Source organism: Chromobacterium indicum (assembly GCF_039708975.1).
Classification (GTDB): domain Bacteria; phylum Pseudomonadota; class Gammaproteobacteria; order Burkholderiales; family Chromobacteriaceae; genus Chromobacterium; species Chromobacterium piscinae.
This window is the reverse complement of the sequence record NZ_JAYFSJ010000018.1, coordinates 56,886-77,263: the sequence shown is the minus strand read 5'-3', so window position 1 is coordinate 77,263 and position 20,378 is coordinate 56,886. Positions and strand designations below refer to the sequence as shown.

Annotated in this window: 14 protein-coding genes; 4 read left to right on the top strand and 10 right to left on the bottom strand. The window is 63.4% G+C overall.

The features are described 5' to 3' along the window. Positions 1-25: 25 nt before the first annotated feature. Complete coding sequence (locus tag VA599_RS20710; protein WP_021476049.1) at positions 26-1,210, bottom strand: NnrS family protein; 1,185 nt, start codon at positions 1,208-1,210, stop codon at positions 26-28. A 164-nt stretch (positions 1,211-1,374) separates the two neighbouring features. On the opposite strand from VA599_RS20710, the gene trpC reads away from it, so the two are divergent. Then, the gene (gene trpC, locus VA599_RS20705) at positions 1,375-2,172 is read left to right on the top strand and encodes an indole-3-glycerol phosphate synthase TrpC (protein WP_021476048.1); all 798 of its coding nucleotides are present in this window, start codon (positions 1,375-1,377) and stop codon (positions 2,170-2,172) included. Between the two features lie 59 nt (positions 2,173-2,231). On the opposite strand, the gene VA599_RS20700 is transcribed toward trpC, so the two are convergent. The 3 genes from VA599_RS20700 to VA599_RS20690 all read right to left on the bottom strand — a co-directional run bounded on the left by VA599_RS20700 (position 2,232) and on the right by VA599_RS20690 (position 6,484). Next, entirely contained in the window at positions 2,232-3,143 is a 912-nt protein-coding gene (locus VA599_RS20700) for a lipase secretion chaperone (RefSeq protein ID WP_346790393.1), read from the bottom strand. A 1-nt stretch (position 3,144) separates the two neighbouring features. Next, positions 3,145-4,077, bottom strand: a complete 933-nt coding sequence (locus VA599_RS20695; RefSeq protein WP_021476046.1) for an esterase/lipase family protein — start codon at positions 4,075-4,077, stop codon at positions 3,145-3,147. Between the two features lie 172 nt (positions 4,078-4,249). Then, a complete protein-coding gene (locus VA599_RS20690; RefSeq protein ID WP_346790392.1) occupies positions 4,250-6,484 on the bottom strand; it encodes a patatin-like phospholipase family protein in 2,235 nt (744 codons plus the stop codon). 104 nt (positions 6,485-6,588) lie between these two features. On the opposite strand from VA599_RS20690, the gene VA599_RS20685 reads away from it, so the two are divergent. The 3 genes from VA599_RS20685 to VA599_RS20675 all read left to right on the top strand — a co-directional run bounded on the left by VA599_RS20685 (position 6,589) and on the right by VA599_RS20675 (position 10,583). Beyond that, positions 6,589-8,106, top strand: coding sequence for a hypothetical protein (locus VA599_RS20685; RefSeq protein WP_021476044.1), 1,518 nt, complete (start codon positions 6,589-6,591; stop codon positions 8,104-8,106). Positions 8,107-8,319: 213 nt separating this feature from the next. Further along, positions 8,320-10,119, top strand: a complete 1,800-nt coding sequence (locus tag VA599_RS20680) for a S8 family serine peptidase (protein WP_021476043.1) — start codon at positions 8,320-8,322, stop codon at positions 10,117-10,119. Next, complete coding sequence (locus VA599_RS20675; RefSeq protein ID WP_021476042.1) at positions 10,116-10,583, top strand: hypothetical protein; 468 nt, start codon at positions 10,116-10,118, stop codon at positions 10,581-10,583. The genes VA599_RS20680 and VA599_RS20675 overlap by 4 nt, the downstream gene beginning before the upstream one ends. A gap of 170 nt (positions 10,584-10,753) precedes the next feature. Here VA599_RS20675 and VA599_RS20670 read toward each other — a convergent pair whose 3' ends face one another. From VA599_RS20670 to VA599_RS20645, 6 genes are all read right to left on the bottom strand, one after another. Next, positions 10,754-11,956 (bottom strand): acetyl-CoA C-acyltransferase, encoded by a 1,203-nt coding sequence (locus VA599_RS20670; protein ID WP_166440670.1) that lies wholly within the window; start codon positions 11,954-11,956, stop codon positions 10,754-10,756. Between the two features lie 174 nt (positions 11,957-12,130). Further along, positions 12,131-14,506 (bottom strand): 3-hydroxyacyl-CoA dehydrogenase/enoyl-CoA hydratase family protein, encoded by a 2,376-nt coding sequence (locus tag VA599_RS20665; protein WP_346790391.1) that lies wholly within the window; start codon positions 14,504-14,506, stop codon positions 12,131-12,133. 422 nt (positions 14,507-14,928) lie between these two features. Beyond that, on the bottom strand, positions 14,929-16,416 hold the full coding sequence (locus VA599_RS20660) for an OmpP1/FadL family transporter (RefSeq protein ID WP_346790389.1): 1,488 nt from the start codon (positions 16,414-16,416) through the stop codon (positions 14,929-14,931). A 177-nt stretch (positions 16,417-16,593) separates the two neighbouring features. Next, positions 16,594-16,971, bottom strand: coding sequence for an acyl-CoA thioesterase (locus VA599_RS20655; RefSeq protein WP_346790388.1), 378 nt, complete (start codon positions 16,969-16,971; stop codon positions 16,594-16,596). A gap of 112 nt (positions 16,972-17,083) precedes the next feature. Further along, entirely contained in the window at positions 17,084-19,537 is a 2,454-nt protein-coding gene (locus VA599_RS20650) for an acyl-CoA dehydrogenase (protein ID WP_021476036.1), read from the bottom strand. Between the two features lie 74 nt (positions 19,538-19,611). Then, on the bottom strand, positions 19,612-20,253 hold the full coding sequence (locus tag VA599_RS20645; RefSeq protein WP_046157005.1) for a TetR/AcrR family transcriptional regulator: 642 nt from the start codon (positions 20,251-20,253) through the stop codon (positions 19,612-19,614). Between the last annotated feature and the right edge of the window lie 125 nt (positions 20,254-20,378).

Genomic DNA, 20,378 nt, shown 5'->3' with positions numbered 1-20,378 from the left:
CTCCAGTTTGAAATTTGTAAGCCGATCAACCGTCTTTGCCGTCGGCGCGCGGACGCAGGTAAACCGGCAGAAAGCGGCTGCCCCACAGCAGCAGGGTCAGCAGCCACCCAGCCGCGGCCAGGCCATACATTCCGGCGCGCCAGCCGACCGGCAGCAGATCCGCAGCCACACGGGCCAGCGCCAGCCACTGAGCGGCCAGATACAGCCCCCACAAGGCCTTGCCGGCCTCCAGCGGCCGTCCTGAGTGTCCCAGCGATACCCGCGACACGAAGGCGATCATCATGGTCAGAAAGAAGCCGACCGAGATCGCGTGCAGCGGCGCCCAGGCCAGGCCGCCCAGCGCGCCCTGCCAGGCATACAGCGCGAAACCGGCAGTCAGCCAGGCGAAAGACAGGTGCAGCATGGCCAGCAGCTTCACCCGCAGCGAGGCCAGCAGCCCCCAGCGCCAGCTGGTGTAGCCAAACAAGACGGCCAGCGCCAGATCCAGGCCCCAGGACGGCCAGCCGGCGATGGACAACAGACCATGCCCCAGCGAGCCGCCCAGCATCGCCGCCAACAGCCACCACGGCCGCCAGGGCTGATACGGCGCCAGCACGCTGGAGGAGAAGAACGGCAGCATGCGGTGGCACACGGTCAGGAATACCGGCAGCAAAAAGCCCCACAAGGCCAGGTCCCGCATCCACAGCCAACCGCGGACATCGCCGCTCAACAGCCAATAGCCGGCCGCGCCAAGCGCCAGGACGCCGATGCCGAAAGCCGACAGCACCGCCCAGGCATGGCGCCGATCCGGCGCCGGGCTGGCCAGCAACAAGCGAGCGAAGCCTCCGGCCAGGCCGAGAAAACCCAGGCTGTACACCAGATGGCCGGCCAGCAGCCAAACGCCACCGACTGCCGCGCCGGCCAGCCAAAGCAGCAGGCCCGCAGCCAGCAACGCCGGCGTCAGCAGATAGGCCCCGCGTCCGGGCGGCGGCACATTCAGCCAGCGCGGTCCGGCGGTGAACAGAAAACCGGTCATGAACAAGGGAAAGAAACCGAACAGCATCAGGAAGCCGTGGGCCAGCATCGCCGGCAGCGCCAAGGGCAGGCCGAGGCCGAACAGGCGCGCCGCGAGTTCGGCGCTCCAGCCCGCCAGCAGCAAGATTGCCAGCAGCATGCCGGGCAGGAACGCCGCCCGGTGCGGGGCGGAAAAGAAAGGATGAGCGCGCGCCATGGCGAAACTCCGACGGGTGGGTGTGCCCGCAGTATCCGGCCCGGCGGAGAGAACGAGAATGATTTGAATCAAGCATCCGAAACGATGTCCGCCCCGCCGGGCTTGCCATCCCGCCTGATGTTCTGCATGATGGCCCATTCGTTGTTGTCAACATAGAAGCCAGCATGTCCGACATTCTCAACACCATCATCGCCACCAAACATCAGGAAATCGCCGCCGCGCTGGCCAGCCGGCCGCTGTCCTCGGTACGGGCCGACGCCGAAGCGCGCGGCGACCGCCGCGATTTCGTCGCGGCCCTGCGCGCCAAGCATGCGCTGGGCAAAGCCGCCGTCATCGCCGAAATCAAGAAAGCCAGCCCCAGCAAAGGCGTGATCCGCGAGGACTTCCAGCCGGCCGCCATCGCCGAGAGCTATGCCGCCCACGGCGCGGCCTGCCTGTCGGTGCTGACCGACCGCCAGTATTTCCAGGGCGACGCGAGCTACCTGGAGGCGGCGCGCGCCGCCTGCCACCTGCCCGTGCTACGCAAGGATTTCATCGTCGACGACTACCAGGTGTACGAAGCCCGCGCGATGGGCGCCGACTGCATCCTGCTGATCGCCGCCGCTCTCGAACTGCCCAAGATGAAGGCGCTGGAGGCATTGGCGAACGAGCTGGGCATGGCGGTGCTGGTGGAGGTCCACAACGAAGAAGAGCTGGACGCCGCGCTGCAGTTGAAAACCGAGCTGGTCGGCGTCAACAACCGCAACCTGCGCACTTTCGAGGTGAGCCTGGCCACCACGCTGAAGCTGCTGCCGCGCATCACCGACGGCCGCATCGCCGTCACCGAGAGCGGCATCGCCACTATCGAAGACGTGCGGCTGATGCAGGCCAGCGGCGTGCACACCTTTCTGGTCGGCGAGGCCTTCATGCGCGAGCCCGAGCCGGGCGAGGCGCTGAGCCGGTTGTTCTTCGCCCACGCCTGAGCGAAGCCGCTCCACGAAAAACAGGCGCCCTTGGGCGCCTGTTTCGTTTTCCTCATCGGTCAGTTGGGCAAATACGCCGGCAGGCGCAGCGCCTCCTGCGGCGAAAAACGCTGTGACTGCAGTTGGGCGACCGCCTGCTGCCGTTGCTGCTCGCTCAGTCCGCCGTTGCCGAGGATCGTCGCCCGCTCGCGCTTGAAATCGTCCAGCCGCTTCTGCCAGCCGGCCTGCTCCCGATCCAGCTCGCCCAGCCGGTCCGCCGCCGCTTGCCCCACCATGCCGGCGCGCAGTTGATAGAGCTGCTGCTCGTCCCCGCCCCCTTGCCGCAGCCGGGCCTCGGCATCGGCCAACGCCAGATGCTTGACCGGCTCCTCCCGGGCGGCTCGCAGCGCGGGCGGCAGCTGGCTCTCCAGTTGCGCGACCAGCCGCTGCTTGTCGGCGGCGCTCAGCGCCGGATTGGCCTCTATCGCCAATCGCCTGGCGGTGAAGTCGTCGTAGCGGTCCTCATCGCCGAACAAGCCATCCAGCTCCGCCTGGCTGAAATACTGTCGCCTGGCCGCCTGCACCATCGCCAGCCTGCGCGACACATCCGTGGCCGCCGCGGCCTCCTTGCCCGCCAGCGAGCGCTTGTAGGCGACATAGCGGTCGAACAGCCCCATCGCCTGCGTCAGCGCTCCGCCTCCCAGCGCTCGCTTGAGCTGGCTCTGCAACTCGGTCCGGATGGTGGCCAGATCGCGCTCGCCCAGCGTGGCGAGGTAATAGTCGAACAGCTGGCGCAGTTGCTGATCGACCACCAGCTTCCCGCCGGTTTCGGCGGCGGCGCCGTCCGGCCGGGTGCCGATCAGCGACGGCGCGAAGCCGCCGCGTGAAGCCTGGCGGGCGGCGGCGGCCTCCGAGTGCGCGCCATCCGGCCAGACCCACCAGGCCAGCAAGACGGCGCAGGCCGCCGCCAGCGTCAAGCCGAGGCGGCGCATCTCACAGTCCCGCGTTCTTCAGCCGGTTGGCCTGCTGGCGATACAGCGAGACCGGGCTCACCTCGAACAGGCTGACCAGGCCGAAACTCTGATTGATCTCGTTGACGTGGTTCATCTTGTAATCGTCGCGGATCACCTGGCCCAGGTGGGCCGAGCATACGCTGACCAAGCCATCCGACGGCGTGGAGCCGAAAGCCAGCCCCAGCGCGCCCATCGGCACGGTCAGCGGGTCCAGGACATTAGTGGTGGTGGCGGCGCCGGTCCACGAGTAGTAACGCACGCCCTTGGCCTGATAATCGCCCTCGCCGCAAGCCGAAGTCGGTACGCCGCCCGGGAACTTGGCGCTGAACGCCAGCGAACCGGCCGTGGTCAGGGAGTTCAGCGCATCGATAGGCTGCTGCGGCAGATCGCTGGTGCCGGAGAAGAAGGCCAGCACCTTGACGAACGCGCCCGTCACGGCTGCGGCCACGGCTTCGCTGACCGATCCCGGAGGCGCCACGCCGCGAACGATGTCGGCCACGACCGAACCCTTGTTGACACCGCCGACGGTGGTGACCGAGGCCACCAGATCCGGCCGCACGCCCGCCACATAGCGCGCGGTGGGCGCGCCCTGGCTATGGCCGATCAGGTTGACCTTCTGCGCGCCGGTGATGGCCAGGATGCGCTGCACCTGCTGCAACAGCTGCTCGCCGCGCGCCTCATTGCTACCAGTGGCCGACACTTCGGCGACGAACACCTGCGCGCCATCCTCCTTCAGGGCGGCCGGCACACGGTAGAAGTAATCGACTCCCAGCACCTGGCCGAAGCCGAACAGGCCGTGCACCAACACGATGGGGTAGCGGGTCTGGGTATAGCCGGAGGATGCGTGGGCCGAAGCGAACGGCAGCAGCAACAAGGCAAGCAAGAAGGCAGTGCGTGACAACAGCTGTTTCATTATCTCTCCCGTTATATCGTGATTGCGGGCCACCAGGATGGCGGCCCTTACCGGGATAGATCATGACATTGGCAAAATCCAGGATTAATTCAAACGTTTGTCTCAGATATCGGGCGATCCCATACCTAAGGACAGGCCATCCGCGCGACATCAGCCGCGCGGATGGCCTGGATCAATAGTCTACGCCGAGATAAATGTAGCCGGTCAGCCTGCCCCCCTGCGCGCTGCCCATGCCGACGAAGAACGGCCCGAGAATGGTATCCGCGCCCAGAAAAACCGAACCGGCCGGAATCCAGCGATGCGCAAGCTTGTTAGCAGGGAAGTCATTACCCCAAAGCTTGCCGGCCTCAAGCGACACGCCCGCATATACACCGGACCCCAGCACCGCTGGCAACGATGCCGCTCGCCAATACACCATCAGCCTGGCAAGCGCTACCTGGCTGGCTAGGAGTTCGCCATTCTGATAGCCCGTCAAATTCAGGAAGCCGCCCAGGGTTTGCGGGATGAATTCATCGTCCGACTTGGTATCGACATAGCCTTTGGCCTTAGCAGTGAAGCGCGCGGTGAAATCCCCATAGGTATGCGCGACCTCCCCGGTGAAATCATAAAGCTTCTGGTTGACCTCGCTGCCCAAACCCGGCACGCCGGCCGCCAGCTTGCCGCTGAAGTAATAGCCGGAACGCGGCCAGCGCGGGTTATCGAACTGGTCCACCACCAAGCGAGTCTGCACACCGACATCGCGGAAACGGAAATTGTTAGCATCGTCAGGAATGCCTTGCGACAAGGTGAAATCATTATCCTGCCGATAAAGGCCAAACCGCCACTCGCCATACTTGCCCAGCGCCACGCCCGCATTCACCTGCGTCTCGACTATGCTGTTGTTGAACGTGGCGAACACCGTGTGGTCTTCATTGAACAGTTTGAACGGACTCTGCTGATACCCTAGCGAAGCGGCGACGAACATCGGGCTGCCGCGCCACAACGGTTGGTACAGTTCGGTCTTGAAAGCCTTGTCATCGCCAATGGCCACATCGTTGCGCCAGGAGCCTCCCGCCGCGTTCAACGATGTCCACTCATGCGCGGCGCGCAGCGTGAAACGGCTGTCGCCCGGTGTATCGCTGCTGAGGTTGAGGCCAAAATGCAGGGTATTCTGGCCTATGCTGCGCTCCACCGGCATCACCATCATCACGTTGCGCCCGGAAACGCTGTCCACGCGATAGCCCAGCTTGTCGTACTCGCCCCCGGTGAATATTTCGGCCAGGCGGTTGCGCGCCTCGCCCACCGGTATCGTGTTCGATGAGAAAGCCAGCGACTCCTGCAAGGACGACATCTTGGTGAAGTCGCCGTCTTTGCCGTCCACCTTGACTTCGTCCAGCACCGGGTAGCGCGGCCGGCCAAGCTTGCTCTTCCAGGCTTGGTACTCCGTCTCCGAAACCGAATAGGTAGACAATTGCCGCGCCATCTTGCGGGCCGCCTCCGCGCCGCGCTCGACAATGGCCTTGTGGTCGCCGAAAGACGCCACGGTATAGCCGTTCAGATCCGGCCGGATCACGATGTCGCGCTTGTCCAGCCGCTTCATCTGCTCTTGCTCGTTGCGCATCACCGCCAAGTTGGAGCTTTGGTCGACCACGTCGAACAAGGTGTGGATCTCGTCCGCCTTCAGCAGCGGCGTGCTCACGTCCACCACGATCACGTGCTCGGCGCAGCGGCCCTTCACTTCCTGCACCGGGATATTTCGGGCGATGGCGCCGTCCACCAGCAACTTGCCGTCGTCCTCCACCAGATCGAACACGCCGGGAACCGCCATGCTGGCGCGCAAAGCACGCGACAGGGATCCCTTGTCGAACACCACCGCGTCGCCGGTCAGCAAATCGGCCGCCACCGCGCGGAATGGAATAGGCAGCTTGTCGAAGCTGTCGATGTCCCGGTCCCGCGTCATTTTATGGATGTAGAGTTCGATGCCCTGGGAGTTGATCGCGCTGCGCGGAACCCGCAGCGCGCCGCCCTTGAGCCCGAAGCTGACATCCAGATAGTTCTGGTAGTCGTTGCGCTTTCGATCGTATGGGATGTCGGTGCGCGCCGGCTTGCCGGACAGCATCTGGTCCCAGTCGGCGGCATTGAACTCGCGCTCCATCTCATCCAGCGGCAGGCCGTTGGCGTAAATGCCACCGATCAGCGCCCCGGCGCTGGTCCCGGAAATGCAGGCCACGGGTATCCGCAGACGCTCCAGCTCCTTCAAAACGCCCAGATGGGCGAAGCCGCGCGCGCCGCCGCCGCCGAGCACAACGCCAACACCCTCAGGCACTTGCGTCGCATCCGCGGCGTCCACAGCTGTCGAAATGAACAGTCCGGCCGCGCACAAGGCGAGAATCAGACGACGATAGGGGAAAAACTTGCTTTTTGGCATGCCCGATAAATTTGCGATTATGGTTTCACCAGCATCAATGCGTGACGTAAGATAGAGTGACATATAAGTGAGAACATAAATCCCATATCCAGAAGCCCGGTTCAATGTTTGACTTCAAATCTCTAGTCAGCTCACTTCTCAGCAAGAACACGCCCGCCTCAGGCGTGGCGCAATCTGCCACCCTGCTGGTGCGCGATCTGCCGCAGGCTGAATACTTTACCGCCCTGGTGGAAATCATCAAGGCCGTATCCAAAATCAACGCGGATAGCGAGATGTCGTTGAAAGAACGCATCAAGACGCTGCTCTACGTCGACGACAAGGCTGCCGGCATACACCATCAGCTATGCCAGGATTATCTTCATTCCAGAGGCGGCAGCAAAGGCTATCTGCCCACCATTCTCGCCTATTGGCACGAATTGGCCAGCGCCTACCAGATCTGCCTTCGCCTGCACCGCGGCTCCTCCAGCCAGGCTGGCGACGCGGAGCTGCAGCTGGTCACCACCCGCGGCCTGCATCACCAGATGCGGCTGCTGGCCTGGAATGCGTTGCGCTATCTGAAACCTGAAGGCAGCGCCTGGCAGCAAGGATTCCGTTTCTACACCTACGCGGAGGAAGCGGGCTTCGCCCGTTCGCCCATCCTGCTGTATCCGGACGCCAAGCAGGAGATCAGCTGCGAGCACCTGCTGGTTCAGGCCGGCATGCTGCACCTGGCTCAGACCGAGAACATGCTGCACAAGGAAATCGTCGCGGTGGACCAGCTGCTGATGCTGATTTGCCAGAACATCCCGCTGGACAAGCAGCCGCCGGTCGAAATGCCGGTCTTCGTCTACAACCTGTCCCTGCCGGAGCCTCCGCAGCCGATGCTGCGCGGCATGGCCGGCAAGTGGCACCGTTACTGGTCCTCCTACGAGATCACCACCCGTCTGGCCGATCTGATGTTCGACCTCGACGCCCGCATCCCCTCGCAAATCGCCGCGCTGGATTGCGAGCTGGAGCGCGAGGAGTGGTCGGTGCTGTGCGAAAAGCTCGCGGTCCGCTGGTCCAGCGACGGCGGCAAGTCGCTGCGCAAATCGGAACGCTCGCTGCACTCCTCCAACGCCCAGGTATCGATAGGTTTCGACCGCGTGGCCTTCCACATCAAGGTTCAGGATGTAGGCGGGCTGGAAGCCGACCGCATCGATGAGTGGCGCATCAACGACATCAGCAGCACCGGCATGGGACTCACCTTCATCGGCAAGACCATAGACCAGCTGGCGATAGGCCGGCTGATCCTGGTCAAAACCGAGACCCATCCGCTGCTGCTGGGCATAATCCGGCGCATTCTACGCCAGAATAACGGCACCAAGGTCGGCATCGAAATATTGGGGCAAACGCCGGTCGGCGTCTCGCTGCAAGATCCATCTCAGCCCGACAGCGCGCCCTTCTCAGCCATTTACATCACGCAACCGAACTCGCGCAAGGGCCAGCGCTGGTTCCTGATGCCCAAGACGCTGCTGGACGATGACAAGCAGCTGGTGCTCAGCGCTCAAGGCAAATCCTATCAGATCAAGCTGAAAGACCCGCAACAGGAATTCGAAGACTGCAGCCACAGCAACTTCGACACGCTGTCCAAAATGGACTGACCCCGCCGCCGGCCCGACATGGGCCGGCGCTTCTTGCTTTTCTTCTTGCCGCTTTCCCCAGCGCTCCCTTCTTTGCCCATTCGCGCGAGAACCGCAAATTCTTGTCGCCGATCGCGATATGACAAAAAGATATTTGCGCAATAAAAATTAACAAATATGATCTTCTGGCGACCACAATCGCAAAACAACAAAGGCAAATAGAGGATCTCAATCATGCACGTTCGCATCACCAGCAGCGCAGTCATGCTGGCGCTGGCCTCCCTGGCCAGTCATGCCGCCCCTTCCGCGCCGGATCGCAGCGTCCCGTTGCTGCCGGGCGACCCTCTGGTCAACCAGCAATGGCACCTGAAAAACACCGGCCAGAACGCCTTCTCCAAGCGCGGCGGCGTCAAGGGCGTCGATCTCAATCTCGCCTTCACCCACTTGCGCGGCATCCGCGGCATCGGCACCACCATCGCCGTCATCGACGACGGTCTGGAAATCAAACACCCCGACCTGGCCGCCAACATCGTGCCCGGCTCCAAGAACCTGGTGAACGGCAGCAACGACCCGACTCCCGAATCCGGCGGCAACGGCCACGGCACGGCAGTGGCCGGCATCGCCGCGGCGGTAGCCTTCAACGGCATAGGCGGCCGCGGCATCGCGCCTTCGGCCGGCCTCAAGGGCTTCAACTGGCTGCTGGCTCAAACCCTGGACGGCTGGCTGCTGGCGCACGGCAAAAAACCGAATGGCGGCCCGCTGGAAGCCTTCACCGACGCCCGCGTATTCAATCAGAGCTACGGCTCCTCCACCCTCACCTCCGTCCCCGGCAACCCGGATCAGGACATCGAGCTGAAAACCGAGGAAGAAACCTACGAAGACGTCAGCCGCAACAGCCACTGGGGCCGCGGAGCGGTATTCGTCAAGTCGGCCGGCAACGCCTACAACTCCTTCCGCCTGAGCAGCACCGAGGTGATACTGGGTTACCAGGGGAACAACGGCTTGCCGGTACAAGACGCCAACCTGTCCACCGACAACAACAACTACTGGAACGTGGTGGTGTCGGCGCTGAACGCCGACGGCGTGCGCTCCTCGTACTCGTCGGTCGGCGCCAATGTGCTGCTCACCGCTCCCGGCGGCGAGTACGGCACCGACTCTCCGGCGATGGTCACCACCGACCTGTCGGGCTGCGCCCGCGGCTACAACGTCACCGGCAACACCGCCAACGGCCTGCACGGCGGCACCGCGCTGGATCCCAACTGCGACTACAACGGCATCATGAACGGCACCTCGTCCGCCGCACCGTCCACCTCCGGCTCGTTCGCGCTAGTGATGTCCGCCAATCCGGCGCTCAGCGCCCGCGACGTGCGCCATATCCTGATCACCACCGCCCGCCAGGTGGACGCCGCCCAACCGGGCGTGACGCTGGCATTCAAGGACAAGAGCGGCGGCGCGCACAGCTACCAGGCCATTCCCGGCTGGCAGAAAAACGCCGCCGGCCTGCCCTTCCACCAGTTCTACGGTTTCGGCCTGATCAACATCGACAAGGCCGTGGAAAAGGCGCTGTTCTACAGCAAGCCGCTGCCGCCGCTGCAGAAAACCCGCTGGCAGACTGTCTCGGCCCAGGCCGCCATCCCGGATGCCGACGAACGCGGCGTGGAAAGCGCGTTCAACCAACCCGACGACCTGACTGTCGAGGCGGTGCAGGTCCTGGTGGACGCCGAGCACGGCCGCGCCAACGATCTGGCGGTGGAACTGATCTCGCCGTCCGGCACCCGCTCGGTGCTGTTGTCTCCGCGCACCGCGCTGGTGGCTGAAACCTACGGCCTCAACCAGCAACGCCTGCTGTCCAATCAATTCTACGGCGAACAAGCCAAGGGCCAGTGGCGGCTGCGCGTGATCGACACCAATGGCGCCGAATACCAGTACGTCTATCGCGCAAACGGCCAAAACAACGTCTACTCGCTTCCCAATGCGGAAGGCAAACTGAAATCGTGGTCGATCCGCTTCTTCGGCCACCGGAGCGCAGCATGAAACAGATCATCCGACTCATCCCCCTCGCCCTGCTGACCCTGGCCGCCAACAGCCAGGCCGCCGAGCCGCCCTTCCTGGCCCAACCGGCCGGCCAGGCGGTGGTGATCAACGGCAAAACCTACTACAAGCAGGTTCCGCAATCCAAGATCCCCAACGGCGTTTCCGCCCGCAGCACCGGCACCCCGGCGCCATCGCTGAAGCGCGGCGACGTGGTGCAGGCGCCCAAGCAACGCGTGCCGGCCACCGTCAGCGGCACTGTGCTGGTGCAACTGGCATCGCCCAACGACGAAGCCGCCGTCGCCCGCGATCACGGCCTGACCGTGCGCTACCGCACCGCCAGCATCGTCATCTTCAACACGCCGGCCCAGGCCGATCTGCTGGCGTTGCAGCAAAAGCTGTCCGCCGACAAACGGGTGAAAAAGGCCCAGCTGGAGCTGGCCAGCAACGACAAGCAGGCTGAATAAGCCCCGGCTCGCCGCTCGGCACACGGCCCCGATCATCGATCGGGGCTTTTCTCCGTCTTGCGCAAACGACCGCCGAGACCCCCCGCTCTCACGTCGCGCAAACTGAAATAAAAAACGCCACAGCGCAAGGCTGTGGCGTTTCCGTAAACCGTCGCTTCAATGAGCTTGGCTTACAGCACCTCGATGATGCCCGCGGCGCCCATGCCGGTGCCGATGCACATCGTCACCATGCCGTGGCCCTTCAGGCCAGCGTCGCGCATGCCATGCACCAGCGTGGCGGTGCGGATCGCGCCGGTCGCGCCCAGCGGGTGGCCCAGGGCGATCGCGCCGCCGTGCGGGTTCACCTTGGACATGTCCAGCTCCAGATCGCGCGCGACGGCCAGCGCCTGGGCGGCGAAGGCTTCGTTCAACTCGATCCACTTCAGGTCGTCCTGCTTCAGGCCGGCCTGGGCCAGCGCGGCCGGGATGGCTTCCTTCGGACCGATGCCCATGATTTCCGGCGGCACGCCCTTGACCGAGAAGGTCACGTAGCGGGCCAGCGGCACCAGGTTGAACTCCTTCAGCACCCGCTCGGACACCAGGATCACCGCGCCGGCGCCGTCGGACATTTGCGAAGAGTTGCCGGCGGTGACCGAACCCTTGGCGTCGAACACCGTCTTCAGCTTGGCCAGGCCTTCCAGCGTAGTCTCGCGGCGCGGGCCTTCGTCGGTGTCCAGCACGCGGGTCTTGCTCACCACTTCGCCGGTTTCCAGATTCGGCGTGCGGTAGGTCACTTCCAGCGGCGTGATCTCGTTCTTGAACTTGCCGCCGTCGATGGCCGCCAGCGCGCGACGGTGCGATTCCACCGCGAACGCGTCCTGGTCTTCGCGCGACACGCCCCATTGCTGGGCCACTTTTTCAGCGGTCAGGCCCATGCCGTAGGCGATGCCGTAGTTCTCGTCCTTGGCGAAGATTTCCGGGTTCAGCGACACCTTGTTGCCCATCATCGGCACCAGGGACATCGACTCGGAACCTGCCGCGATCACCACGTCGGCTTCGCCGAGGCGGATGCGGTCGGCCGCCATCTGCACGGCGTTGATGCCGGACGAGCAGTAACGGTTGATGGTGATGCCGCCCACCGTATTGGGCAGGCCGGCCAGCAGCACGCCGATGCGCGCCATGTTCAGGCCCTGCTCCGCTTCCGGGAAAGCGCAGCCGACCACGCAGTCGGAAATCAGCTTCGGATCCAGGTTCGGCACTTGCGCCAGCGCGCCGGTGATCACATGCGCCAGCATGTCATCCGGGCGCACATTGCGCATCATGCCGCGCGGCGCCTTGCCCACCGGGGTGCGGGTGGCGGCGACGATGTAAGCTTCTTGTACTTGCTTAACCATTCTTTTGCTCCTTCGCGACCAGCGGCTAGGTCTTCATACCTGCCGCCAGCCTTTGCATTCTTGGATTTTCGAACAGTTCACAAGCGCCTGAGGCAAGGCGCGCCGACGCAGACAGTACATCTAGTACGGCAAGTCGGCGCAACGCAGCATCAGGTGCCTTGTGGACGGTTCATATTAGTTGCGCAGCGGCTTGCCGGTGGTCAGCATGTTCGCGATGCGGTCCTGGGTCTTGGAGTTCTTCAGCAGGGCCATGAAAGCCTTGCGCTCCAGTTCCAGAATCCATTGCTCGTTGACCAGGGTGCCGGCCTCCAAATCGCCGCCGGTCATCACGTCGGCGATCTGCGAGGCGATGAAGAAGTCGTGCTGGCTGATGAAATTGCCTTCCAGCATGTTCACCAGCTGGCCCTTGATAGACGCCGCGCCGGAACGGCCGGCAACCGGGAAGCCCTTCACCTTCAGCGGCGGACGGTAGCCGGATTCGGCCAGCGCCAGCGCCTGCTTCTTGGCGACGTACAGCAGCTCGTAGGCGTTGAACACCACCGGATCGCCCTTGCGGAAGAAGCCCAGCTCCTGCGCTTCCACGCCGCTGGTGGCGACCTTGGCGGTGGCGATGTTCATGAAGTAGTCCTTCAGCGCGGCCAGCAGGTCGCCCTTGGACTCTTGCGAAGCGCGCAGCGCGAACTCCTTGCAGCCGCCGCCGCCCGGCAACAGGCCGACGCCCACTTCCACCAGGCCGACATAGGATTCCAGCGCGGCCACGGTCTTGTCGCAGTGCATCGCGAACTCGCAGCCGCCGCCGAACACGTAGCCCTGGGTGGCGGCCACGGTCGGAACCTGGCTGTAGCGCAGGCGCAGCGCGGTGGACTGGAAGCGGCCGATCATCGCGTCGATCGCGTCCCAGTCGCCCATCATGAAGGCCGGCATCATCGACTGCAGGTCGGCGCCGACGGAGAACGGCTCTTCGGTCTGCCAGATCACCAGGCCCTTGAAGCGGTCCTCGGCGATGTCCAGCGCGGTGTTCAGGCCATCCAGCACGGCCGGGCCGATGGCGTGGGCTTTGGACTTGAACGACACCACCAGCACGTCGTCGCCGGTGGTGAAGGCGCGCACGCCCTCGTTTTCGAACACGGTCTCGCCCAGCAGCTCGGACTTCTCGCCCAGCACCTTGGCCGGCGCCAGCTGGCGCTGGTACACGTCCAGGGTGGAGCGGCCAACCAGCTTCTTGTCGGCGGCATTGTAGGAGCCGTCGGCGAAATGCACGCCCGCGCGATCGCCTTCCAGCACCCAGGCCGGCAGCTCGGCCTTGGCCAGAGACTTGCCGGCAGCGATGTCTTCCTTCAGCCACTTGGCCACTTGCTGCCAGCCGGCGGATTGCCAGGTCTCGAACGGACCGGCGGACCAGCCGAAGCCCCAGCGAATGGCGAAGTCCACGTCGCGCGCGCAGTTGGCGATGTCGCCCAGGTGGAAGGAAATGTAGTGGAACACGTCGCGGAAGCAGGCCCACAGGAATTGCGCCTGCGGGTGCTCGCTGTCGCGCAGCTTCTGGAATTTCTCGGCCGGATCGGCGATCTTCAGGATGTCCTTGACCGCGTCGTCGCCCTTCTCGCCGGAGCCGACGTACTCGCCCTTGGCCGGGTCCAGCACCAGCATGCGCTTGCCGTCTTTCTTGTATATGCCGGCGCGGGTCTTGGAGCCCAGCGCGCCGTTGGCGATCAGCTGCTGCATCCAGTCCGGCGTGGCGAACAGGCTGTGCCACGGGTCTTGCGGCAGCGTGTCCTGCATGGTCTTCACCACGTGGGCAAAGGTGTCCAGGCCTACAACATCGGCGGTGCGGAAGGTGGCGGACTTCGGACGGCCCAAGCGCGGGCCGGTCAGGTCGTCCACCACATCGAAGCGGATGCCGTACTTGGCGGCATTGGCGATGGTGGCCAGCATCGAGAATACGCCGATGCGGTTGGCGACGAAGTTCGGGGTATCTTTGGCGCGCACCACGCCCTTGCCCAGCGAGGACACCAGGAAGCGTTCCAGATTGTCCAGGATGTGGGCGTCGGAGGTCACGCAGGGGATGATCTCAACCAGGTGCATGTAGCGCGGCGGGTTGAAGAAGTGCACGCCGCAGAAGCGCGGGCGCACCGAATCCGGGCAGCCTTCGGCCAGTTTGTTGATCGACAGGCCGGAAGTGTTGGTGGCGAAGATGGTGTGCTCGCCCAGATGCGGCGCCACCTTGTGGTACAGGTCCACCTTCCAGTCCATGCGCTCGGCGATGGCTTCGATCACCAGATCGCAGTCTTTCAGCAGATGCAGGTGGTCATCGTAATTGGCGGGCTGGATGTGGGCGACCACATCGCTGCCAGCCAGCGGAGAGGGTTTCAGCTTCTTCAGACCGTCGATGGCCTTCAGCGCGATGCCGTTCTTGTCGCCTTCCTTGGCCGGAAGGTCGAACAGAATGGTCGGTACCTTGGCGTTCACCAGGTGGGCGGCGATCTGCGCCCCCATCACGCCAGCGCCGAGCACGGCAACCTTGCGTACATTGAATTTGGTTTGAGACATGGTTTCCTCGTTTTGTTGAAACACACATGAGACAGGCCCCTCTCAACCTGTCCTGCTTGCTTCAAGGACGGGCGTTGAAATCGTCCTTGCCCATTGCCCTGCGCCGGCAGGGGCTGACGCGGCGCGGGCGGGTACTGCTTGATAGAAACGACCGGGGATAATCGCTATTGTTCCGGCCTGGACCGCAATCGGCTCTCCTCGAGCGCGAACCGCAGCCATATCGCGGGCGTAGATAAAATATCAAACACTCGCTTTTATGCTGGATTAGTCTAACCCATTTTGGGCAAAATCAAAGCAGGTTTTGTAAAAAAATCGCATGCGGCGCTGGCGCAAGCGCAACAACGCCGCCCGGCCGCCCAAAGCAAGCGGGGCGAACGCTTGCGCGCCCGCCCCGAACCGGTTTTACGACGGCGCGCCGCCGCTTAGAAACGGTAGTTGTATTGCACGCCGATCAGTTGCAGATAAGTCTTGTAGCTGCCCTTGACCGTGCCGCCGTTGCCGGTGCACAGGGAACCGTCTGCCTTCTGGCCCGAGGGATTGCAGGAGTCAGTATAGTTGACGTTGGCGTTCTTGAAGTCGATGAAGCTGTAGGCCAGATCAAGCGAGCTCTGCTTGTTGATCTTGTAGTTGGCGCCGAACGACAGCCAGATGCGGTCGCTGTCCGGAATCGCCGGGTGGCGCTGATCGTCCGACTGCAGCGGCGCCTGCTCCCAGGCCACGCCGCCGCGCAGCATCCAGGAATCGTTCAGCTGATAGTTGGAGCCGAACGACACGCGCCAGGTATCCTTCCAGTTCTGGTGCAGCACAAGATCACCCTGGGCAGGCGTGCTGTATTGTTTGATGTCGATCTGCTGCAGCTGCGAGTTGCGCACCCAGGTCACATCGCCCATCAAAGCCACTTTCGGATTCAGCTGATGGAAAAAGTTGGCAGACGCGGTTTCCGGGGTGGTTACGTCAACAGAGGCCGAGGCATTCGGGTGTTTCAGCTTGGCAATTTGAGCAGGTGTCAACGGAGAACCAGCAATCGAGCCGGTTACATTATCAAAAGTCCATGTCGATGTACCTTTCAGCGACTGCTTAATGCTAGAACGGTATGCCAAACCAAAACGCGTACTTTCATTCAATTGGAACATATAGCCAATATTCCAACCAAAGCCCCAGTCATTGCCTTCTACATGAGCCAAGCCATCGCCACTGATATTTGCCGCTTTGACCGCCCCCTGAGCTGCAGTTGCCGCAGCCGCAGGCGACAAGCCCAAACCAAGCGCTCTGGCATACGCCGCCTGGAAAACGCCTGCATTCAAACCGGTAGTAGCATCCGCCATCTGCTCCAGCGTCGCGTCCATATACTGGGCGGACACGCCGAAGCCGAAGGAATGGCGCTCGTCCAGCTTGAAGGAAATGGACGGGTTGATGTTCAGCGACTGCAGATTGATGCTCTTCAGCGCGTAGCGGCCGGCCCAGTCGAAGCCGTAGTCCAGCTTGGCGCCGTAAGGCACGTACATGCCGATGCCGGCGGTGATCTTGTCGTTGATCTTGTGCGACAGGTAGAAGGTCGGCGCGGCCACGGCCTTGGGCGCAAAGGTGCCGCCATTATTGCCACCAGTTGGCTGAGCCGAACTGCCGGGAATCATGACAGTCCTGACCGAACCATTGTCGGTGTATTCGGAGTGCGGAACCACCAGAGTGCCGCCGATGACGAGCTGGGTGCCGTCCAGCCGGGACAGGCCGGCCGGGTTGGTGAAGATGGTGGAAGGATCGTTGGCCTCTGCTCCGTTGGCGTGGGCGGTGCCCTGGCCGGAGACGCTCTGCGAGCCGAACTGATAACCCGAGGCCGCAGCCTGAGTCGATGCCAGACCGAGCGCGGTGCCCATGATCATCACGGACAGGCTGAGATGCTTGAGCTTCATGCTTCCCTCTCTTTTGTAGCTTGGATATTTTCATTAGCGATGACTCGGTCATTGACCTCATCATCGTCGATGCTACCAGAGAATTAGAGCAATCCAACCAGATATCAGAGCTTTTGTTCCAAACGTTCGTTTAATGCAACATTTCCACAACAATTTGTTTCCGCCACCACATTTAGGCTAGGCGTCGCCCAGCAATCTGGACTTGCCGTCGGGATCGATCGCGACAAAAGTGGCGATCACCTCGGTGATGCGGATGTGCGAGCCGTCCATGCGCTCGGCCTCCACCGAAATCTTCAGCGTGATCGATTTCTGGCCGATGCGCAGGCGCTCCACGTACAAATCCACCACGTCGCCCAACAGGATGGGCGCGGCGAACTGGAAGGCGTTGACGGCCACCGTGGTCACCGGGCCGCGGGACAGCCGCTCGGCATCCAGGCTGCCCGCCATGTCGATCTGGCTCATCAGCCAGCCCGCCTGGACCCGGCCATAGGCATTGGTGCTGGTGGGCAAGGCGCGCACCCGCAATACCGGCGTCCGGTGTTCCTGCTGTTCCATCCCCTATCCCCTTGAAAGCGAAGCGCTGAGAAAAACGGCCGCAACAAACGCGGCCGCTTTGCTCAACGCCGGATGCATGCGGCATCCGGCGCATGGTACCACGTTGCCGGATTTAGAAAATCAGGCGCTGCAGCAATTGCTCGTCATGCTGATCCAGCTTCTTGTCGAAGTCGTCCACCATGATCACGTCGCGCTTCAGCTTGCGGGCGCGCGTGACCGCGTCGAACTCTTCCTGATTGATCAAGCCGGTTTGCAGCGCCTCCGCCAAGCGCTCGCGCGCGGTGATGGTCTTGAACTTGCCGTCGCGCGCCAGCTTGCGCAGCTTCTGCTCCACCGGTTCGGTGGCCAGGATGGCGTGCAGCGCGTGCTCCAGCACGCCCACCGGATCAGCCTCGGACTTCGGCACATACATGCCGTGGGTCAGGCGGTCGCGGGTGGCGCCCGGCTCCATCATCGCGCGGGCCACCTTGGTGCCGACGCGGTCGGAGGCCGGCTTCAGGGTCAGGCCCCACGGGAAGATCACGCGGCGCAACACCCAGGCCAGAGGCCGGCTAGGCAGGTTGGCCAGGAAGCCGTCCATCGCCACCTGAACATCGTACAGCGCGTTCTCTACCGCCCAGCTCATCACCGCGATATCTTCCTTCGGCGCGCCTTCGCGCTCGAAGCGCTTCAGGCTGGCCGTGGCGATATAGAGGCCGGACAGCATGTCGCCCAGGCGCGCGGACAGCTTCTCGCGGAACTTCAGCGAGCCGCCCAGGCTGAACATCGCCATGTCGGACAGCAGCGCGAAAGCGCTGGACAGTCGGGTGACGCGCTTGTAGTACGCCGCGGTCGCGCCGCCCTTCGGGCTGGACGCGAAGCGGGCGCAGGTCAGGCCCAGCCACAGCGAACGGACGAAGTTGCTGATCACGAAATTGATGTGGCCGGTGATGGCCTTGTCGAACTCGGCGCCGTCGTTGGCCATCGCCGACTTCATCTCGCGCAGCACGAAGGGATGGCAACGGATCGCGCCCTGGCCGTAGATGATCATCGAACGGGTCAGGATGTTGGCGCCTTCCACTGTGATCCCGATCGGAACCGCCTGGTAACCGCGCGCCAGGTAGTTGCGCGGGCCCAGCACCACGGTCTTGCCGCCGTGCACGTCCATCGCGTCGTTCAGCGTTTTGCGCATGCGCTCGGTGTTGTGGTACTTCAGGATGGCGGACAGCACCGACGGCTTTTCGCCATTGTCGAGCGCGGTCAGCGCCAGGTCCTGCGACGCTTCCATCTGGTAGGTGAAGCCGCCGATGCGGGCCATCGCCTCGTCCACGCCCTCGAACTTGCCGATGGGCAAGCCGAATTGGTCACGGATGCGGGCGAAGGCGCCGGTGGTGTAGGTGGTCAGCTTGCCGCAGGCGACGGACATCGCCGGCAGCGAGATGCAGCGACCGACCGACAGGCACTCGACCAGCATGCGCCAGCCCTGGCCGGCGTATTCGCGGCCGCCGATGATCCAGTCAAGCGGAATGAATACGTCCTTGCCCCAGGTCGGGCCGTTCATGAAGGCCGAGCCGCCCGGGAAGTGGCGACGGCCGATTTCAACGCCCTCGTGCTCGGTCGGCACCAGCGCGCAGGTAATGCCGATGTCTTCCTTGTCGCCCAGCAGATGCTCCGGGTCGTACATCTTGAACGCCAGACCCAGGATGGTGGCGACCGGCGCCAGCGTGATCCAGCGCTTTTCCCAGCTGACGCGCACGCCCAGCACGTTCTCGAAACGCTCACCGGTGCGCGGGTGAGTGTAGGAGCCGCGGCAGACCACGCCGTAATCCGGAATGGCGCCGGCGTCGGAGCCGGCGTACGGGCTGGTCAGCGCGAAACACGGCACTTCCACGCCCTTGGCCAGACGCGGCAGATAGTAGTCTTTCTGCGCCTCGGTGCCGTAGTGCTGCAGCAACTCGCCCGGCCCCAGCGAATTGGGCACCATCACCGTCACCGCGGCGGTGCCGCCGCGGGTGGCGATCTTGGTCACGACTTTAGCGTGGGCGTAGTTGGAGAATTCCAGGCCGCCGTATTTCTTTTTGACGATCATGCCCAGGAAGCCATGATCCTTGATGAACTGCCAGACTTCCGGCGGCAGATCCTTCAGCTCATGGGTGATCTTCCAGTCGTCGATCATGCCGCACAGCTGCTCGGTCGGGCCGTCGATGAAGGCCTGCTCTTCCGGCGTCAGCTTCGGATCCGGGAAGGACAGCAGGCGGTTGTAATCCGGCTTGCCGGAGAACAGGTCGCGATCCCACCAGACGGTGCCGGCGTTGATGGCCTCCTGCTCGGTCTGCGACATCGCCGGCGTGATTTTCTTGAACACGCCGAACACCGGGCCGGTGAAAACGGCGCGGCGCAGCGGCACGATGTTGAGCGCCGCGGCGACCACGGCGAACACCGCCCAAGCGGCGACAGGCACCGGACAGTGGAATACAAACTGGAGCGCGGCGAGCCAGGCGGCGACACCAACGGTCCAGACCAGCACCGGCGCGGCGAAATACGCCAGCGCGCCGAGCAGCACGACCAGAAGAACGGCAGCAATCATTGTGTTTACCCTCGTGTTGACCCCTCAGTTCCGCATGCGCCGCCGTGATCTTGTAATGGACTGGCGATGCGGAATCAGCCTTCGATGGGCGCGACCAGACCGGCAATCACAAAAGGCACCAGGTATTTGACGATCATGTCCGGATCCCGGGCGGTAACGATCTGGCTGCGCGTGAAGATTTTCAGCACATCGTTGCCGGCGAAGGCGTTGAACATGACGCTGAAGGCGAGGTGCATCCGCCAGGCGAGCTGCTCCGGCTCCAGGTGCGGCAGCGCCCGTTGGAAGGCGCTGGTATAGCGTTGCACGAACACGCTGTACTGCTGCGAGATGGTCTCGCGCAGCAGGCGGTGGTTCTCCACCAGGGTCCGCGACAGCAAGCGCACGAACATGGCGCCGCCGCGCGACGGATCCTTGGACAGGGCCAGACAGGGCCGTATGAAAGACAGCACCAGCTGCTCCAGCGGCAAGTCTCCTTCCCGCGCCTCCAGCGTATCCAGTTCCGCCAGGCAGCCTTCCAGCAAGGGCGCCAGCCTGCGCAGAAACACGGATTCGAACAACGCATCCTTGGAGCCGAAGTGATAATTCACCGCGGCCAGATTCACCTCGGCCTGCTGGGTGATCATTCGCAGAGAAGTCGCCTCGAAGCCGTGCTCCACGAACAGACGTTCCGCGACGTCCAGGATGCGGGTTGCGGTATCGGGACGGTTGCCCTCCATGATCTCCAGAGCCTTTATTGTGTTTTGTGATTTGGTCTTGCTCATCTCAGCTTTCGAACAAGCGTTTCAAACTTACGTTTTAACTTGATCGATGTCAAGGCATGTCCCGCCAGCCTCGCCACCCA

Excerpts from the sequence above, each read along its gene's own strand:
- VA599_RS20710 (WP_021476049.1), bottom strand. The coding sequence starts at position 1,210 with ATGGCGCGCGCTCATCCTTTCTTTTCCGCCCCGCACCGGGCGGCGTTC.
- trpC (WP_021476048.1), top strand. The coding sequence starts at position 1,375 with ATGTCCGACATTCTCAACACCATCATCGCCACCAAACATCAGGAAATC.
- VA599_RS20700 (WP_346790393.1), bottom strand. The coding sequence starts at position 3,143 with ATGCGCCGCCTCGGCTTGACGCTGGCGGCGGCCTGCGCCGTCTTGCTG.
- VA599_RS20695 (WP_021476046.1), bottom strand. The coding sequence starts at position 4,077 with ATGAAACAGCTGTTGTCACGCACTGCCTTCTTGCTTGCCTTGTTGCTG.
- VA599_RS20690 (WP_346790392.1), bottom strand. The coding sequence starts at position 6,484 with ATGCCAAAAAGCAAGTTTTTCCCCTATCGTCGTCTGATTCTCGCCTTG.
- VA599_RS20685 (WP_021476044.1), top strand. The coding sequence starts at position 6,589 with ATGTTTGACTTCAAATCTCTAGTCAGCTCACTTCTCAGCAAGAACACG.
- VA599_RS20680 (WP_021476043.1), top strand. The coding sequence starts at position 8,320 with ATGCACGTTCGCATCACCAGCAGCGCAGTCATGCTGGCGCTGGCCTCC.
- VA599_RS20675 (WP_021476042.1), top strand. The coding sequence starts at position 10,116 with ATGAAACAGATCATCCGACTCATCCCCCTCGCCCTGCTGACCCTGGCC.
- VA599_RS20670 (WP_166440670.1), bottom strand. The coding sequence starts at position 11,956 with ATGGTTAAGCAAGTACAAGAAGCTTACATCGTCGCCGCCACCCGCACC.
- VA599_RS20665 (WP_346790391.1), bottom strand. The coding sequence starts at position 14,506 with ATGTCTCAAACCAAATTCAATGTACGCAAGGTTGCCGTGCTCGGCGCT.
- VA599_RS20660 (WP_346790389.1), bottom strand. The coding sequence starts at position 16,416 with ATGAAGCTCAAGCATCTCAGCCTGTCCGTGATGATCATGGGCACCGCG.
- VA599_RS20655 (WP_346790388.1), bottom strand. The coding sequence starts at position 16,971 with ATGGAACAGCAGGAACACCGGACGCCGGTATTGCGGGTGCGCGCCTTG.
- VA599_RS20650 (WP_021476036.1), bottom strand. The coding sequence starts at position 19,537 with ATGATTGCTGCCGTTCTTCTGGTCGTGCTGCTCGGCGCGCTGGCGTAT.
- VA599_RS20645 (WP_046157005.1), bottom strand. The coding sequence starts at position 20,253 with ATGGAGGGCAACCGTCCCGATACCGCAACCCGCATCCTGGACGTCGCG.